The organism is Mesorhizobium sp. WSM4821 (assembly GCF_055901555.1).
The window spans coordinates 4,799,386-4,816,984 of record NZ_CM148371.1 but is presented as its reverse complement, the minus strand read 5'-3'; the positions used below and the strand labels follow the sequence as shown (position 1 = coordinate 4,816,984).

12 protein-coding genes are annotated in these 17,599 nt (G+C 62.6%); 9 read left to right on the top strand and 3 right to left on the bottom strand.

Translation table 11 applies throughout. The annotated features are described in order from the left end of the window. Positions 1-25: 25 nt before the first annotated feature. A complete protein-coding gene (locus AC0NID_RS23500; RefSeq protein ID WP_473453204.1) occupies positions 26-1,420 on the bottom strand; it encodes a M48 family metalloprotease in 1,395 nt (464 codons plus the stop codon). A gap of 167 nt (positions 1,421-1,587) precedes the next feature. Between AC0NID_RS23500 and AC0NID_RS23495 the strand changes: the two genes are divergently transcribed. Both AC0NID_RS23495 and AC0NID_RS23490 read left to right on the top strand, forming a co-directional pair. Beyond that, complete coding sequence (locus tag AC0NID_RS23495) at positions 1,588-2,736, top strand: pyridoxal phosphate-dependent aminotransferase (RefSeq protein ID WP_473453206.1); 1,149 nt, start codon at positions 1,588-1,590, stop codon at positions 2,734-2,736. A gap of 10 nt (positions 2,737-2,746) precedes the next feature. Then, positions 2,747-3,676, top strand: coding sequence for a glutaminase (locus AC0NID_RS23490; protein ID WP_473453208.1), 930 nt, complete (start codon positions 2,747-2,749; stop codon positions 3,674-3,676). Between the two features lie 204 nt (positions 3,677-3,880). On the opposite strand, the gene AC0NID_RS23485 is transcribed toward AC0NID_RS23490, so the two are convergent. Beyond that, complete coding sequence (locus AC0NID_RS23485) at positions 3,881-6,811, bottom strand: Rne/Rng family ribonuclease (RefSeq protein WP_473453210.1); 2,931 nt, start codon at positions 6,809-6,811, stop codon at positions 3,881-3,883. A gap of 662 nt (positions 6,812-7,473) precedes the next feature. Between AC0NID_RS23485 and AC0NID_RS23480 the strand changes: the two genes are divergently transcribed. From AC0NID_RS23480 to AC0NID_RS23450, 7 genes are all read left to right on the top strand, one after another. Further along, positions 7,474-8,769 carry an N-acetylmuramoyl-L-alanine amidase gene (locus tag AC0NID_RS23480; RefSeq protein ID WP_473453212.1) on the top strand — a complete coding sequence of 432 codons (1,296 nt, stop codon included), beginning with the start codon at positions 7,474-7,476 and terminating at the stop codon, positions 8,767-8,769. 214 nt (positions 8,770-8,983) lie between these two features. Further along, positions 8,984-11,440, top strand: a complete 2,457-nt coding sequence (locus AC0NID_RS23475) for a penicillin-binding protein 1A (protein WP_473453214.1) — start codon at positions 8,984-8,986, stop codon at positions 11,438-11,440. 142 nt (positions 11,441-11,582) lie between these two features. Beyond that, a protein-coding gene (prfB, locus tag AC0NID_RS23470; protein ID WP_473453216.1) for a peptide chain release factor 2 occupies positions 11,583-12,714 on the top strand; the annotation gives its coding sequence in 2 pieces (ribosomal slippage) (positions 11,583-11,648 and positions 11,650-12,714; 1,131 coding nt in all). A 443-nt stretch (positions 12,715-13,157) separates the two neighbouring features. Beyond that, positions 13,158-13,544: a hypothetical protein gene (locus AC0NID_RS23465; RefSeq protein ID WP_473453218.1), complete on the top strand. Its 387-nt coding sequence runs from the start codon at positions 13,158-13,160 to the stop codon at positions 13,542-13,544. 193 nt (positions 13,545-13,737) lie between these two features. After that, positions 13,738-14,106, top strand: coding sequence for a GFA family protein (locus AC0NID_RS23460; RefSeq protein WP_473453220.1), 369 nt, complete (start codon positions 13,738-13,740; stop codon positions 14,104-14,106). Between the two features lie 174 nt (positions 14,107-14,280). Further along, positions 14,281-14,931 (top strand): YiaD family glycine zipper/OmpA-like lipoprotein, encoded by a 651-nt coding sequence (locus AC0NID_RS23455; RefSeq protein ID WP_473453222.1) that lies wholly within the window; start codon positions 14,281-14,283, stop codon positions 14,929-14,931. 238 nt (positions 14,932-15,169) lie between these two features. Then, complete coding sequence (locus AC0NID_RS23450) at positions 15,170-15,778, top strand: hypothetical protein (protein ID WP_473453224.1); 609 nt, start codon at positions 15,170-15,172, stop codon at positions 15,776-15,778. Positions 15,779-15,845: 67 nt separating this feature from the next. Here AC0NID_RS23450 and AC0NID_RS23445 read toward each other — a convergent pair whose 3' ends face one another. Further along, the gene (locus AC0NID_RS23445) at positions 15,846-17,456 is read right to left on the bottom strand and encodes a DEAD/DEAH box helicase (RefSeq protein WP_473453226.1); all 1,611 of its coding nucleotides are present in this window, start codon (positions 17,454-17,456) and stop codon (positions 15,846-15,848) included. Positions 17,457-17,599 lie beyond the last annotated feature (143 nt).

Here is a 17,599-nt window from a genome sequence, read left to right as displayed (position 1 = left end):
ATGTCGCCGCGCACGGCCGGAAAGTTCACTTTTTCTTGCCTGGTGGTGCGTAGTTTATGATGTCCTGCGCGCGGATCCAGCCCGGCTCGCCGCGCTTCATCTTCATTTGCGCACGCATAGCGAAGATTTTGGCATCCTTGTAGGCGCCGGAATAGAAATGGCCTTCAGCGGTTGCAAGATCCGCGGCCGGGATGTTGCCGAGCTCGCCATAGGCCTGCGCCAGATAGCGGTATCCCGCGGTGTTTTCCCGGTCGCGCCCAAGGCCTTTGTTGATCTGCACCACCGCTTTCTCCAGGGAATCGGGCGTGCCGGCGGCCATCAGCGCCTGGCCGTAGGAGACCAGCAGCAGTCCGGATCGCGCCGGATCGAGGTTGACGGCCTTGGCAAAGGCTTCCGCGGCATCCCTCGGTTTGTTCGCCTTCATCAGGATGTCGCCGCGCAATTCCTGGAAATAGGGGTTCTTCGGTTGTTGCTTGATCAGCGCGTTGGCCTTGGCAAGCGCCTTGGCCAGATTTCCGTAAAGATAGGCCGTTTGCGCGTCGCCATATTGCGAGGCGAGGCTGCCCGGGTTCTTGCGCATCAGCCGCGATGCGGCGGCCTGGCCTCCCATATAGGCGGCGATCTTGATGCGCATCATGTCGTGCCGCTGCTGCAGCGCCGGCGAGTCGACCTTGTCGACGTAAGGGCTCTTCTTCACCAGCACTTCGAGATTGGAGATGCGGTCCCGCGGTATCGGATGACTGATTCGATAGGGATCGACCTGCGCCCCCGACAGCGACAGCGCGCTCTGGAAGCGGTCGAACGTCTTCAGCATGCCCATGCCGGACTGGCCGGTGGCATTGAGGTAGGTTATCGCCGAGCGGTCGGCGGTCATCTCTTCGGTGCGCTGATAGGCGAGGATACTGCGCTGCGCCATCTCGCCGCCGCCAGCCGCAACACCCATGCCGGCGCCGGCGAGCCCCCGGCTGTTGGTGGTGGCGCCGGCGACCATCGCGCCAGCGCCAAGCAGCGTCGCGATGATGGCCATCGTCTTGGCGCGTTCGAGCTGGTTGCGCAATTTTTGCTGGTGCCCGCCGGCAATGTGGCCGGCCTCGTGTGCGATGACGCCGATAATCTCGTTGGGCGTCTCCGCCGTCATCAAGGCGCCGGTGTTGATGAACATGCGGCGCCCGGCAACGAAGGCGTTGAAGCTCTGATCGTTGACCAGAACGATGTTGACGCCGTCTTCCGGCAGGCCCGCCGCCTTGAAGATCGGCCGCGCGTAGTCGCGCACCAGCGCTTCGATCTCGGCATCGCGCACCACCGGCACGTTTTGCGCGAAGGCGCTGACTGAGCCGGTCACAGCGACCGCCGCGGCAAGCGAAAGCGTCGCGAAGACGCGCGCTGCCCTGGCAATCGTCGATCTGGGTCGGCTCAACATGACAGGTCCACTGGTAGACGAGCGGGCGGAGGATGAAAAGTCGGCACTGAAACTTTACTGAACTTGTGATCCTCACATCAATCGGGCATTTGTGCGGCGCGGACGCCAGAGCTTTGGCGCCGGCAGCCGGCAAGGCCGACCCAAGGGTCGACAAGGAATGAGGTCAAATGGTTGTATCGCTTTCGCGTCGCGGCGAAGTCGAGCCGTTCCACGCCATGGACATTCTGGCTGAAGCGAATCGGCTGAAGGCCAAGGGCGTGCCGGTCGTTTCCATGGCTGTTGGCCAGCCGTCCGACCCCGCGCCGGCCGGGGTCAGGCAAGCGGCGGCGAACGCATTGAAGACGGGTCGCATCGGCTATACCGACGCATTGGGTCTTGCGGGTTTGCGCGAGGCAATCGCGCAGCACTACGCGCACCACTACGGGCTTGACGTTCCGCCCAGCCGGATCGCCGTCACCACTGGATCGTCGGCCGCCTTCAACTTGGCTTTTCTGGCGATGTTTGATCCGGGCGACCGCGTCGCCATCGCCGCACCCGGCTATCCGGCCTATCGCAACATCATGGCCGCGCTGGGCATCGAGATCGTCGAGATCGAGCTCGACGGCGATGCCTATCTCCACGCCGAACATCTGAAGGCCGCGCATCGCGAAAAGAAGCTGAAGGGCGTGTTGTTCGCCAGCCCGGCCAATCCGACCGGTGCGGTGATCCCGCCCGACGAGCTGTCGGCGCTGGTGGCGACGGCCGAACAGCTCGGCATCGCCGTGATCTCCGATGAGATCTATCACCGGCTGGCATACGCGGCGCCGGACACCACGGCGCTTGCCTGCGGCCCTGACGTGACGGTGATCAATTCCTTCTCGAAATATTACTGCATGACCGGTTGGCGCATCGGCTGGATGGTACTGCCGGAACAATTGGTGCGGCCGGTCGAGCGCATCGCCCAGAGCCTCTACATCTCGCCGCCGGAACTGTCTCAGATCGCCGCGCTCGAGGCGTTCAAGGCGACCGGGGAATTGGAGGCGGTGAAGGCGCGCTACGCCTGGAACCGCGAGCTTTTGATGAAACGCCTGCCCGAACTCGGCTTTGCGCTGGCGGCACCGATGGACGGGGCTTTTTACGCCTTCTGCGACGTCACCAGGCACACCAACGACAGCATGGCCTTCGCGCGCAGGATGCTGGCCGAGGCGCATGTGGCGGCGACGCCCGGCCGCGACTTCGATCCGCTTCAAGGCCATCGGACCATGCGCTTTTCCTATGCCGGCAGCCACGATGAAATGGTCGAGGCGATGGTGCGCATCGAACGCTGGCTGAAGTAACGGGACGCAAATGCCGGGACTCGAACAGGCTTTGACCGAAATTGCCGCCGAAATGGCGGAGCGCACGGATCGCGGCGAGGTCGCGACCTACATTCCGCAACTCGGCAAGGTCGATCCGAAGAAGTTCGGCATTGCCGCCGTGACCAATGACGGTCGCGTGCTGATGGCGGGCGATGCCGATGAGCCGTTTTCGATCCAGAGCATTTCGAAGGTGTTCACGCTGACATTGGCGCTCGGCAATGTCGGCGATGCGCTGTGGCAGCGTGTCGGGCGCGAGCCTTCGGGCAACCCGTTCAACTCGATCGTCCAGCTCGAGCACGAGAACGGCATTCCGCGCAATCCGTTCATCAATGCCGGCGCCATCGTCGTTTCGGACATCCTGCTCGCCGGCCACCAGCCGCGCGAGGCGATCGGCGAGATCCTGCGCTTCATCCAGTTCCTGGCCGACGACGAGACCATCATCATCGACCGCGAGGTCGCGGCTTCGGAACGCGCCACCGGCTTTCGCAACCTGGCGCTTGCCAACTACATGAAATCCTTCGGCAATCTCCATCACGCGCCGGACCTGGCGCTGGGCGTCTATTTCCACCATTGCGCCATCGCCATGAGCTGCCGGCAACTGGCTTTGGCCGGCCGCTTCCTCGCCAATGGCGGCAGGAACCCGGCGACTGGCCATTCCGTGGTGTCGGCCGAGCGCGCACGCCGCATTGGCGCGATGATGCTGACCTGCGGTCATTATGACGGCTCCGGCGATTTCGCCTTTCGCGTCGGCATCCCAGGCAAGAGCGGTGTCGGCGGCGGCATTTTGGGGATCGTGCCGGGCGTGGCCTCGCTTGCGGTATGGTCGCCCGGCCTCAACGCCAACGGCAATTCCAGGCTGGGATCGATCGCGCTGGAAAGACTGGCAAAGATGATGAACTGGTCGATCTTCGCGCCGTAGCGTTTGTGCCGTAAGCGTCCGGCCTGAGGCCCCATTTCAATGGCGCGGGATTGGCAGGCTGAGCCTCTCCTTCAATCAATTTGACTTTCGGTATGAGGTTACGAGCCTTGGCGCCGCTTGGGGCCGGACAAGAAAAATCCCGCGCTGTCCGAAGACAATGCGGGATTTTTATGATCAGGAGATCAGGCTAAATAGCTGAAAAACTTAGAAAAAGCCTTTCTTCTGCCACCAGCCGGCCCGCTTCGGCTTCTCCTCGGTCTTTGCTTCGTCGACAACGGTCGACGACACGATCGGCACAACCGGAGCATCTACGGGTACGGGCTTGCGTCGCGACGGGCGGACTTTCGGTGTTTCGACGGCGGCTGCGGCTGCTTCTTCCGAAACAGGCGCGGGAGGCTCCGCAAAGGCTTCCACCTCGGCAGACGGCGCCTCGGCGACGACGTCCGCCGCGGCCTTCTTCGGCTTGGCGGCGCGACGCGGCTTCTTCGGCTTCTCGACGCTCGGCGTGTCGTCATTGGCCGGAGCAAGGGCCGCAGGCTCTTCGACCGACGTTGCTGCCACCTCCGGCTCGCCGGAGGCGGCTACGCCCTCCAGGACTTCGCTCTCGGAAGCGTCGGCCGACTCGGCAGTGTCGGCATCGGCCGCGCCGTCGCCGTCTTCACGGCGATTGCGCTTGCCGCCGCGCTTGCCGCGCCGCCGCTTCTTGCCCTGGCCGTCATCCGACGTTTCGACCGCCTCGGCGACGCCGACCTGCGCCTCGTGGTCTGATCCAGTGTCTTGATCACTCACAGTTTCGGCAACGCCATCCGCAGCCGCCGAAACGTAAGCACCTTCCACGGGGGCGCCGTGCTCGCGGTCGCGATCCTTGCCGCCACGCCGTCTGCGGCGCTTGCGGCGCTTGCGGTCGCGGCCTTCGCCTTCCTCGCCGGATCTCGGCTGTTGCTGCGGCTGCTGGCTGGGGCGCGGCTGCTCCGTTTCTGCAGCGACTTCGTCTTCCTCCTCGAGGACGATTTCCTCTTCAGGCTCTTCCGGCTCGACATAGGCTGGTATCATCCGCGTCTCGACAAAGCCTTCCGGCTTTTCCGCCAGCGCGCCGCGGAAGATCGCATAATGCTGTGCGCCGACCGTGTCGTCGGCTTCGACGGTGATGGTCAGGCCGAAGCGGCTTTCGAGCTCCACCAGCGTGCCACGCTTGTGGTTGAGCACGTAGAGAGCGGTCGCCGCCGGCGTCCGCACGGTGATGTGACTGCGCGAATCCTTGAGCAGGAATTCCTCGATCGCCCGCACCACCATCAGCGCGACAGACGAATCGGAGCGCACATGGCCGGTGCCGCCGCAATGCGGGCAAGGCTTCATCGTCGATTCCAGCACGCTGGCGCGGATGCGCTGGCGCGACATCTCCATCAGGCCGAAATGCGAGATGCGGCCGACCTGGATGCGGGCGCGATCGTTCTTGAGGTGATCCTTCAACCGCTTCTCGACGGAGCGGTTGTTGCGGTTCTCCTCCATGTCGATGAAGTCGATGACGATCAGGCCGGCGAGATCGCGCAGCCGAAGCTGGCGTGCGACTTCCTCGGCCGCTTCGAGATTGGTGTGGAGCGCCGTGTCCTCGATCGAGTGCTCCTTGGTGGAGCGGCCCGAATTGACGTCGATGGCGACCAGCGCTTCGGTCTGGTTGATGATGATGTAGCCGCCGCTCTTCAGCGTCACCTGCGGCTGCAGCATGCGGTCGAGCTGCGCCTCGATGCCGCTGCGCACGAAGATCGGCGTCGTGTCGCGGAATGGCTGCACGACCTTGGCGTGGCTCGGCATCAGCATGCGCATGAAGTCCTTGGCCTCGCGATAGCCCTCTTCGCCGGAGACCAGGATCTCGTCGATGTCCTTGTTGTAGAGGTCGCGCACCGAGCGCTTGATCAGGCTGCCCTCCTCGTAGACCAGGGCAGGGGCCGTGGACTGCAGCGTCAGATTGCGGACGTTTTCCCAAAGCCGCATCAGATATTCGTAGTCGCGTTTGATCTCGGCCTTGGTCCGGCTCTCGCCGGCCGTGCGCAGGATGACGCCCATGCCCTGCGGCACTTCGAGATCGGCGACGACCTCCTTCAGACGCTTGCGGTCCTGTGCGTTGGTGATCTTTCGCGAAATGCCGCCGCCGCGCGCCGTGTTCGGCATCAGCACCGAATAGCGGCCGGCAAGCGACAGGTAGGTGGTGAGCGCCGCGCCCTTGTTGCCGCGCTCTTCCTTCACGACCTGCACCAGAAGGATCTGCCGGCGCTTGATCACTTCCTGGATCTTGTATTGGCGGCGCATCGGCTTGCGGCGGTTGCGCGCTTCTTCCAGCGCATCCTCGGCGCCGACCGATTCGACCTCATGGTCGTCGGAGTGTGAGGACGGCACCTCTTCCAGCATGCCGCGATCATTGTCGGTGGACGTGGCGTCGCCGGCCGGCTCCGCCTGCGGCATCGCTTCTGAGATCACATCCGCATCGATGCTGGCGGCGATGGAATTGGGTCCGCCTTCGGAAGGCCCAGTCTCGCCGTTATCAGTCTCATTGTTGTCAGTCTCGCCGTTTTCCGTCTCACCGCTACTGACTACATCCTCGCGACGTTCCGAAGCCTCGGATGCCAGGTCCGCATTTTCGGAAGCGGCATCGACGCTCTCCGCAATCGCGTCCTCGCCGTTCTCGTTGTGTTCGCCACCCTCGTCGGATTCGGCAGAATCGGCCGCACCTGCATCGCGCTTGTGCTCGCCTCGATCGCGGCTCTTGCCGCCGCGCCTGCGTCCGCGCCGGCCGCGATCGCGGCTCTGTCGGTCGTCGCCTTCGCCGTCCTCATCGTCCTCGTCTTCAGCCTCCTGCGCTTCCGCGCGCAGCAGCGCCTGACGGTCGGCGACCGGAATCTGGTAATAGTCGGGATGAATTTCACTGAAGGCGAGAAAACCGTGACGGTTTCCGCCATATTCGACAAAGGCTGCCTGAAGGGAGGGTTCGACGCGGGTTACGCGGGCGAGGTAGATATTTCCTTTGAGCTGCTTCTTGTCCTGGGATTCAAAGTCGAATTCTTCAATACGGTTACCGCGAACGACGACAACACGTGTTTCCTCCGGGTGGGAGGCGTCTATCAGCATCTTGTTGGGCATTATTTCGTTTCCCTCCGGCAGCCGTCATCGGTCGCAACTTGCGGGGCAAGGCCCGCCGCTGCGGATGAACATGGGTGCCGGACATCTGAACGTCCGCCGGCCGCCGCCTGAGCGTCATGGCGGTGCCGCCCGCAGCCAAAATGGCGCGGTTTGCTGCGGACCTTTCCATGATTGCGCTTGAAGCCATCGTAACCAGCAGAACCTTTTTGAACCAAAGCCCGGGAAAACCGGACCAGCTTGTTTGCTCGTACACAGAGCCGGCGCGGGACAATCCCGGCCGTTTCCTCACGCAGGCGATTCCCCCGCCACGGGCTCGCACCTGCGAAAATCGTCGCGATCACCTGATACCTTTTTCGCCTGAAACGAAAGGATCCGTCGTTCATCTGACCTGTAGCAGGAGGCTGCGGAGAAGGACGGTTCCAGGATTGCAGTGATCCACCATCGCTTTTATGATTTGGCGGGTTGGAAGGCAACCCCGATTCCGATGCCGGCAAAAAGCAGTTCCGCAACGGCAGCACAGCTTTAACCCTTGCGTGAAAAGGCTTGGTTAACCTTCTCTGGATACCAATCGTTAATCGAGTTCGCGGCCATTTCGGCAAGACGCCGACACTCCGACAAGCAGACTGGGCGCATGGCGCCAAACCGGAGCTACTGAAATAGAAATGGGACTGGCAGCCTTCACAGACAAGGGTGGTCGTGCCGGAGGTGGTTTCTTCCACGCCGCCAACTTCCGCCACGCTGCCAACTTCCGCGCCGCTTGTCTGCTCTTGCTGATTGCCGCTTGCCTGGCCTTTCCGCCGGTTTCCCTTGCTGCCGATGCGCCGCTCGCCGCGACGGGTTATAAGATGGCGGGCGACGCCACCAAGATGCGCATCGTCATGAATTTCAACCGCGAGCCCGACGTCAGATGGTTCCTGCTGCGCGGCCCCCACCGTCTGGTCGTCGACCTGCCAAGCACGAAGTTCGCCATCAAGGCCAAGGATGTGAAGGCGCGCGGCCTTGTCAGGGGCGTGCGCTACGGCGATCTCGGCGAGGGGGTATCGCGGCTGATCCTGACCGGCAAGGGCCCGTTTGCCGTCGACAGGCTCGACGTGCTCAAGAACGATGACGGCGGCGGCTATCGCATCGCCATCGACATCTCGGCGGCATCGGCGCGGGAATTCGACGCTGCCCTTGCCAATCAGGCGCTGACCACCGGCTCGACGGTCTCCTCCGACAAGGGCGGCAGGGTCGGTACCGGACCGGTCTCCAATCCAGGCCATCGCTTCACCGTCGTCATCGATCCAGGCCATGGCGGCATCGACGGCGGCGCCGAGGGCCTGAACGGCACGGTCGAGAAGGACGTCACGCTCGCCTTCGCCAAGGAGCTGAGCGACAGACTTGCCGCAGCCGGCAAATACGACGTGTTCATGACGCGCGAGACGGACCAATTCCTGCGGCTCGACGATCGCGTGCGCATTGCCCGCCAGCACGAGGCCGATCTCCTCATTTCGATCCACGCCGACACGATCAGACTCAAGGGTGTCCGCGGCGCAACCGTCTACACGGTCTCCGACAAGGCTTCCGACCCCGAAGCGCAGGCGCTGGCCGACCGTGAAAACCTTTCCGACCAATTCGCAGGCATGGAAATCAAGGACGACAACAAGGAAGTGACCGACATCCTGATCGACCTGATCCGCCGCGAGACGCACAGTTTCTCGATGAGTTTCGCCCACACTTTGGTCGGCCAGCTCTCCACCAGCGTCGGCCTCATCAACAATCCGCAGCGTTCGGCCAGCTTCAAGGTGTTGAAGGCGCCGGATGTCCCATCCGTGCTGGTCGAGCTCGGCTATCTGTCGAACGCCAAGGATGAGGCGCAATTGCTCAGCGCCGATTGGCGCGGCAAGGCGGCCCAAAGTATAACGGATGCCATCGCCCTGTTCGCCTCAGCCAAGGCCGGAGCAGGAGCCGGAGGCTGACATGTCCGCCGTTGCCCACGACCACAGGCAGGGGTTGCACTGCGACAACACTTTGTACTTTTATTTCCGCCATTCGAAGCCGAAATCCCATGCTGCCGTATTTTGCCCACATGCTGGCGACATGGGTTTTCGATTACCGGTCGGGATCGTCTCGAAAGCTTGCGCGAAAGGCGGCTTCCTTTAGGGGATTCCCGAACCAAGGACTGGAGCGGGCATGATTCGTCTCATAGGCTATTTCTTCGGCGTCGGCACCGCGCTGGCCCTTTTGGTCGCGGCGGGCGTGGCGATTTATGTCGGCCACTTGTCGAAGGATCTGCCCGATTACGAGGTCCTGGCCAAGTATGAGCCGCCGGTGACGACCCGCATTCATGCATCCGACGGCGCGCTGATGGCAGAATATGCGCGCGAGCGGCGCCTGTATTTGCCGATCCAGGCGGTGCCGGATCGTGTCAAGGCGGCCTTCCTGTCTGCCGAGGACAAGAATTTCTACAATCACCCCGGCATCGATATGACCGGCCTTGGCCGCGCAATCATGGTCAATCTGCAGAATTTCGGCTCGGGCAAACGCCAGGTCGGCGCCTCGACGATCACCCAGCAGGTGGCGAAAAACTTCCTGTTGTCCTCGGACCAGACCTACGAGCGCAAGATCAAGGAGATGATCCTCGCCTTCCGCATCGAGCAGGCCTATTCGAAGGACCGCATTCTCGAGCTCTACCTTAACGAGATATTCTTCGGGCTTGGCGCCTACGGCGTGGCTGGCGCGGCACTCACCTATTTCGACAAGGCGGTGAACGAGCTCACCGTGGCGGAAGCGGCCTATCTGGCGGCCTTGCCGAAGGGTCCCTCCAATTATCATCCCTTCAAATATGCCGACCGCGCCATCGACCGCCGAAATTGGGTCATCGAGCAGATGGTCGACAACGGCTACGTCACCCAGGAGGAAGGCGCCAAGGCCAAGGCCGAGCCGCTCGGCGTCAAGCCACGCCGCTCCGGCACCTATCTGTTCGCCGGCGAATACTTCACCGAAGAGGTGCGTCGCCAGATCAGCGCGCGCTACGGCGAGAATGCGCTCTACGAGGGCGGCCTGTCCGTCCGTACGACGCTCGATCCCAAGATGCAGCTCATCGCCCGCAAGGCCATGCAAAACGGCCTGATGAAGTTCGACACGCTGCGGGGCTATCGCGGGGCGGTGACGACCATCGACGTGTCCGGCGACTGGGGCGTGCCTTTGAGCGACGTCAAGGGACTGGACGACGTGCCCGAATGGTCGCTCGCCGTCGTGCTCGATAGTTCGGCGAGCGGCCTGTCCATCGGCCTTCGGCCGACCCGGCAGATCTCGGGCGAACTCGTCAAGGATCGCATCAAAGGCACCGTCAGCCGGGAGGACATGAGCTTCGCCATGCGTCATGTGGTCGACGGCAAGACCGTCAAGGCCAAATCGCCGGCGGAGGTGCTGAAGTCGGGCGACGTCATTTTCGTGCAAAAGAAAGAGGGTACGGACGGGGCCTATACGCTGCGCCAGGTCCCTGAAGTGGAGGGCGGCCTGATCGCCATGGATCCGCATACCGGGCGTGTTCTGGCCATGGTCGGCGGGTTCTCCTACGCGCAGTCCGAATTCAACCGTGCCACGCAGGCCATGCGGCAGCCGGGTTCGTCGTTCAAGCCGATCGTCTATGCGGCCGCCCTCGACAATGGCTACACGCCGGCTTCGGTGATCATGGACGGCCCGATCACCATCAAGAGCGGCAACACCACCTGGACGCCGAAGAACTACGATGGAAGGACAGCGGGCCCGGCGACCTTGCGATCCGGCATCGAGAGGTCGCGCAATCTGATGACGGTGCGCCTTGCCAACGACATGGGCATGAAGCTGGTCGCGGAATATGCCGAGCGCTTCGGCGTCTATGATCGTCTGGCGCAATATCTGCCGATGGCGCTGGGGTCAGGCGAAACCACCGTGATGCGCATGGTGTCGGCCTATTCGATCATGGCCAACGGCGGCAAGTCGATCAAGCCGACGCTGATCGACCGCATCCAGGATCGCTACGGCAAGACGGTGTTCAAGCAGGACGAACGCGGCTGCGAAAATTGCAACGCGGCCGAATGGCAGAACCAGCCTGAGCCAGAACTGGTCGACAATTCCGAGCAGGTGCTCGATCCGATGACCGCCTATCAGATCACTTCGATGATGGAGGGCGTCGTCGAGCGCGGCACCGGCGCCACCGTCGCCGAACTCGGCCGCCATATCGCCGGCAAGACCGGAACGACAAACGACGAGAAGGATACCTGGTTCATCGGCTACACGCCTAATCTCGTCGTCGGCCTCTATATGGGCTACGACCAGCCGAAAGGCCTTGGCAAAGGCGCGACCGGCGGCGGCCTCGCCGCGCCGATCTTCAAGGACTTCATGCGGGTGGCGCTGGAACACACGCCCAATGTCGATTTCCAGGTTCCCGAAGGCATGAAGCTGATCGCCATCAATCGCAAGACCGGCATGCGGGCCAACCCGGACGACGCCGGCGCCTTTATCGAAGCCTTCAAGCCGGGCACCGGCCCCGCCGACAGCTATTGGGTGATCGGCATGGGCGCGGACGGCTCCAACGCTTCCGGGGGCGCGCTGTCGCCACAGGCCAACCAAGCCATCCAGTCTGGCGGCGGCGGGTTATATTGACATAGGATAGGTATTCCGGCCGGGCTTTCGAGCCGCCCCATTTCGCTTTACAGGCGGCGGTGCCGTCCCTATGTATCGCGCCAACCCCAAGCGCTATTTCAGTCATGGGGCACCATTTCAGCACGGGACAGAACAGCCAGCCATGCGCGCGGAAACGCAGAACATTGTCGACGAAATCAGGCAGGCGATAACCCTGCTGAGGAGGCATCTTTGACTGGGATCAGGCCATAAAGCGGCTTGAATACCTGAATGTGCGTGCCGAGGATTCGAGCCTCTGGAACGAACCGCTGGAGGCGCAGAAGCTGATGCGCGAGCGCCAGGGTCTCGAGGAAGGCATCGCCGCGGTCAAGGGCCTTACCCAGGCGCTGGAAGACAATATCGGCCTGATCGAGCTTGGCGAGGAAGAAGGCGACGAGGGCGTCGTCGCCGAGGCGGAAGCGGCGATCCGCTCGATGCGCGGCGAGGCAAAGGCCCGCCAGATCGAGACGCTGCTTTCGGGCGAGGCCGACGCCAACGACACCTATCTCGAAGTCCATGCCGGCGCCGGCGGCACCGAAAGCCAGGACTGGGCCTCGATGCTTCTGCGCATGTACACGCGTTGGGCCGAGCGCCGCCGCTTCAAAGTGGAGGTGCTGGAAGTGCACGACGGCGAAGAGGCCGGCATCAAGTCGGCCACGCTGCTGATCAAGGGTCACAACGCCTATGGTTGGCTGAAGACGGAATCCGGCGTCCACCGTCTCGTGCGTATTTCGCCTTATGACAGCAATGCGCGCCGCCACACGTCCTTTGCCAGCGTCTGGGTCTATCCCGTGATCGACGATACGATCGAGATCGACGTCTCCGAATCGGATGTCCGCATCGACACCTATCGCTCGTCCGGATCGGGCGGCCAGCACGTCAACACCACCGATTCGGCGGTCCGCATCACCCACCTCGCCACCGGCATCGCGGTTGCCTGCCAGGCTGAGCGCTCCCAACACAAGAACAAGGCCAAGGCATGGGAGATGCTGCGGTCGCGGCTCTACGAGGAAGAGCTGAAGAAGCGCGAGGCAGTGGCGAACGCCACTGAAGCGTCGAAAAGCGATATCGGCTGGGGTCACCAGATTCGCTCCTACGTTCTGCAGCCCTATCAGCTGGTGAAGGATCTGCGCACTGGCGTCGAGAGCACAAGCCCGTCGAGCGTGCTGGACGGCGACCTCGACGATTTCATGGAAGCCTCGCTGTCGCAGCGCATCGAGGGCGGCGCCGGCGAAGCGGTTGCCGACATCGACTGAAGCGGCTACGCACCAAATCAGCAGGAACATCACGCTAGAGTAACAGGCTCTCACGCTAATTGAGCGGCCGCTTTATAGCTTTGTTTTTCATCGAATTTTCGAGAGCGATTTCGACCTCCGGGCAGGTGTGGCAGGCCCTGCCGGGCGCGTGGCCCGGAACCACGCGGGCCGAATCTCGTTATCTGCGAGCCCATCTGCCGGGTTGATGAGGTCAGTGTCGTCAGCCCCGGCAGGCTGGTTCCTGCCGCAGAAGTCGGCGCGCCCGGTTTGCACAGCAATTTCTTGCGCCAACCAAGGAATCAGCCCAGCATCCGACGGCTGGGGGAAAAAGCATTTATGGCCGGACGCGGCGTATCTGCGACCTGACGATCCGGCCACTGGGAAGGTACGTTCCGGGAACGGGCAAGCGAAACGCTTGATACTCGTTGATAGGAACTGCGCCCATGCTTGCTCTCACAACCCGACCGGCCTCAGCCGTCCAGACGGCGCGCCGCCTCCTGAATTCGATCATCACGGTGGTGGCTCTGACGGCCGCCGCCATCACATTTGCAGCGTCCGCATCGGCACACGACGCCAAGCCGACCGCGGCGAAGCCGCAAGGCTGGAGTTACCCGTTCTCCTGTTGCTCGGGCTATGATTGCCGCGCGGTTTCGCAGACGTCGATCAGCGAGCGCCCCGAGGGTTATGTCATCAAGGGGACAGGGGAGGTCGTGGCCTACAGCGACACACGGATCAAGAATTCCCCTGACGGCGAATATCACTGGTGCTCGGTTGCCGGCGCCAATGATGGAAAGACCATCTGCCTGTTCGTGCCGCCGTCGTCGTTTTGATGCATGTCGCCTAAAAGCATATCCTCGGGCTTGACCCGAGGGTGTGCGGCGGTTTGGGATAACGACTGCATCAAGGACAATGAAGCGCGCCATGCAGCTGACGCAGGCGAGCGAGTCTGCCGACAGGCGGTTGTCAGGAGCGTCTCTTTATGTTGCCTTGCCGCGCGGGCGGGCAATCGTGAGGAGGTCGTTCATGACCATAAAGGCAAGCTGCCACTGCAGGGCGACGACGTTCGAAGTCTCGCAAGCGCCGGAAACCGTGACGCAATGCACCTGCTCATTCTGCTCGAAGCGCGGCGCGTTGTGGGCTTATTACACCCCCTCGCAATTCAAGCTCACCAGCCCGCTCAAGAATGTCTCGTTCTACCGGTGGGGTTCGAAAACGATCAAGCACGGTTTCTGCGCCACCTGTGGCTGCGGCACCTTCACCGAAACGCCGGACTGGTCGACCGGCAAACCGGATTTCGGCAATCCGAAGATCAGCGTGAACTCGCGCCTGTTCGACGATTTCGACCTCGACCAGGTCGAGGTCGTCATCATCGACGGCAAGAATCTCTGGTAGCCGATAATCTCCGGTTCAAATCGCACAATCGCAGCCCGTGGAATTGGCCCGGGAAAAGCCATGACCAGCCGCTTTTCCCGTTCCGTTTTTCGCCGCATTTCATGTTACAACGAGCCTGGAAGGGCTGATATGGCGCGCCGTCGGCGCGACCGCGGTTTGGAGAGGGACTACCGAATGAAAAAGACTGTGCTCGTCGTCGTGGCGACGGCTGTACTCGTGAGCGCCTGCACCACCACCGATCCGTATACCGGAGAGCAGAAGGTTTCCAACACTGCCGCCGGCGCCGGCCTCGGCGCGCTGGCGGGTGCGGGGCTCGGCCTGCTCGCCGGCGGCAACGATCGCCGGAATGCACTGATCGGCGCTGGCGTCGGCGCGCTCGCCGGCGGCGCCATCGGCGCCCATATGGACCAGAACGAAGCCGAACTGCGCCGGCAGCTTCAGGGCACCGGCGTCAGCGTCACCCGCACCGGCGACCAGATAATCCTCAACATGCCGTCCGACATCACCTTCAACATCGACCAGGACGCGGTGAAGCCGGGCTTCTATCCGGTGCTGAATTCGGTCGCACTTGTGCTGAACAAGTTCCGGCAGACCACGGTCGATGTGTTCGGCCACACCGATTCGACTGGTGGCGACCAACACAATTTCGACCTGTCGCAGCGCCGCGCGCTGGCGGTCGCCAACTATCTGTCGGGGCAGGGCGTCGATACCCGCCGCTTTGCCGTCACCGGCTTCGGCGAAACACGTCCAATAGCCTCCAACGCGACGTCCGACGGCCGCGCCCAAAACCGCCGCGTCGAGATCCAGCTTTCACCGCTCACCTGAGCATTCGACACGAAACGTATAAAACGGCCCTGCGGGGCCGTTTTTGTTTCAGCCCTTCAGTCCAATCCAACAGCCCTTGGAGTATTAGGTAATTCTAACGAATAGCTTTCCCGGAGCCGGGGAAAGGAATAGCGTCGACGCCGTTCCAGCGGGGATGAGGCGGTACTAACGGCCGCGCAATCAATATCTTTGACGCCTCGGTCTTGCACGGCCAGATCAGAAAATCTGGGAGGAATGCATGACAAGAATAGCTCGCCTTGGGCGTTGCGGCGTCCTCGTTTTGACAGGTGTCATTGGCGCATGGCTTGGCATGGCCACGGCCCAGGCCGAGGACGCCAACAAGGCCGATATCGATGCCTTGCGCAAATCACTCGACAAGTATCAGGACTATACAGCCGCCGTTCGCGACCTCTATCTATCGACCGTTGGCTGCGTCCACTACACCGGAGAAAAAATACCCGGCGCGATGGATTACCCGAAGGGCGCCATGGGCATCCATTTCGTCAATGTCCCCAGCGTCGGCCAGAAACTCGACCCGATGCGTCCAAACGTGTTGATCTACGAACCGACCAAGGAAGGCTTGCGCTTGGTGGCCGTGGAATGGCTGGTACCTCTGACGCCAGACACCAAGGAACCTCCGAAGCTCTTTGGCCAAACCTTCCAGGGACCGATGGAGGGGCACTATCCCCTTATCCCGAAGGAGTTCGTCCACTACGATCTTCATGCCTGGCTGTTCAAGGACAACCCGAACGGCATGTTCAGCCCAACGAACCCGAACGTGGAATGCAGCAATGCCGAGTTCCCGATGCTGGAGAAACCGACCAAGATGATGCCGGGACCGATGTAACGGCGATCCGGTTGCGGTGTGGCGCGCCCGCCGGGCGCGCCGGGACGCACGAACCTCGATCGACTTATCAGACCTTGGCGACGATCCGCATGAAGGCGGGCATGTCGTCGCCGAAGCCGACGGTCGCGTCATTGTCTTCCTGGCGCTGGCGGGCAGGGCGGTTGCCGTCGCGCTGCGGCCTGGTGTCGCCACGTTCCGGCGCACGCGGTTCGTTGCGATTGCGATCGGGCGAAGCCTTACGTTCGGGTGAAGCTTGGCGCTCGGTGTTTTCCGAACGGATCGCTTCCTTGCGCGCGCGCCGCTCACCAATATCGGCGACCGCGGTCTCGGCCGCCATTGGCTGTTCCTCGCGCGCCACATCCGGAGCCGCATCTTCGCTCTGCCTGGCGCGGCGTTCGCGTGGTTTGCGTTCGCTCCTATCCTTGCGGTCATCGTCCTTGCGGCCGGCGCGACGGGGGGCGCCGCGGCCACGGCGGGGAGCATCGTCCTCCGCGCCCTCGCTGGCGACGACCGTCGACAGATCGCCGTCATGCCACTCGATTCTGGTGCCGATCAGCCGTTCGATCGCGTCGATGTATTTCGTGTCGGACTTGGTCGCGATGGTGAAGGATTTGCCTGAGCGTCCGGCGCGTCCGGTGCGGCCGATACGATGGACATAGTCCTCGGCATGGATGGGTACGTCGTAGTTGAAGACGTGGCTGACATCGGGGATGTCGAGGCCGCGCGCGGCGACGTCCGAAGCAACGAGGTAGCGCAGTTTGCCGTCACGGAAATTGGCCAGCATCTGCATGCGCGCGCGCTGATCCATGTCGCCGTGCAACGCGCCGGCGTCGAAATCGTATTTCAGCAGTGAGCGGAAAAGCTCGGAGACTTCGATCTTGCGGTTGCAGAAGATGATGGCGTTCTTCAGCTCCGCATCCTCCGCCTTTATCAGATTGCGCAGCGTCTCGCGCTTGTCCCAGGGTTTCGAGCCGGATTTCACCAGCCGCTGGATGATGTTGGTGGCGGCGGACGCGGCCTTCGAAACCTCGACGCGCACTGGCGCGTGCAGGAACTTCTCGGTGAGCTTGGTGATCTCCGGCGGCATCGTCGCCGAGAAGAACAGCGTCTGCCTCGTGAACGGGATCATTTCGCAGATGCGCTCGATGTCGGGAATGAAGCCCATGTCGAGCATGCGGTCGGCCTCATCGATGACGAGGATCTCGACGCCGTTGAGCAGCAGTTTTCCGCGCTCGCGGTGATCGAGCAGGCGGCCCGGCGTCGCGATCAGCACGTCGGCGCCGCGCTCCAGCTTCTTGTCCTGCTCGTCGAAGGACACGCCGCCGATCAACAGCGCGATGTTGAGCTTGTGGTTCTTGCCGTATTTGACGAAGTTTTCCTCGACCTGCGCGGCAAGCTCGCGCGTCGGCTCCAGTATCAGCGTGCGCGGCATACGGGCACGGGCCCGGCCCTTTTCGAGCCGGGTGAGCATCGGCAGCACGAACGAGGCCGTCTTGCCGGTGCCGGTCTGGGCGATGCCCAGCACGTCCTTGCCGAGCAAGGCGTGCGGTATTGCGCCGGCCTGGATCGGCGTCGGCTCGGTGTAGCCGGCGTCGGTAACTGCGGAAAGGACCTTCGGCGACAGGCCGAGGTCTGCGAAGGTCAACGCTTCTTGAGCGATCTGGGTGTCTGAGGACAAGTTTGGCTGTCTTTGGCTGGTTCGGGGGCGCAACGTAAGCAGTCGCGGCAAGCGCCGCGCGCCTGCAAGATTGGTATTGCAGGTAGGCGCAAGCCCACGATTTGTCAACAGAAACGGGCGGGGAATGCTATGATTGTGAAGTT

Coding starts and splice junctions, on each gene's coding strand:
- AC0NID_RS23500 (WP_473453204.1), bottom strand. CDS start 1,420: ATGTTGAGCCGACCCAGATCGACGATTGCCAGGGCAGCGCGCGTCTTC.
- AC0NID_RS23495 (WP_473453206.1), top strand. CDS start 1,588: ATGGTTGTATCGCTTTCGCGTCGCGGCGAAGTCGAGCCGTTCCACGCC.
- AC0NID_RS23490 (WP_473453208.1), top strand. CDS start 2,747: ATGCCGGGACTCGAACAGGCTTTGACCGAAATTGCCGCCGAAATGGCG.
- AC0NID_RS23485 (WP_473453210.1), bottom strand. CDS start 6,811: ATGCCCAACAAGATGCTGATAGACGCCTCCCACCCGGAGGAAACACGT.
- AC0NID_RS23480 (WP_473453212.1), top strand. CDS start 7,474: ATGGGACTGGCAGCCTTCACAGACAAGGGTGGTCGTGCCGGAGGTGGT.
- AC0NID_RS23475 (WP_473453214.1), top strand. CDS start 8,984: ATGATTCGTCTCATAGGCTATTTCTTCGGCGTCGGCACCGCGCTGGCC.
- AC0NID_RS23465 (WP_473453218.1), top strand. CDS start 13,158: ATGCTTGCTCTCACAACCCGACCGGCCTCAGCCGTCCAGACGGCGCGC.
- AC0NID_RS23460 (WP_473453220.1), top strand. CDS start 13,738: ATGACCATAAAGGCAAGCTGCCACTGCAGGGCGACGACGTTCGAAGTC.
- AC0NID_RS23455 (WP_473453222.1), top strand. CDS start 14,281: ATGAAAAAGACTGTGCTCGTCGTCGTGGCGACGGCTGTACTCGTGAGC.
- AC0NID_RS23450 (WP_473453224.1), top strand. CDS start 15,170: ATGACAAGAATAGCTCGCCTTGGGCGTTGCGGCGTCCTCGTTTTGACA.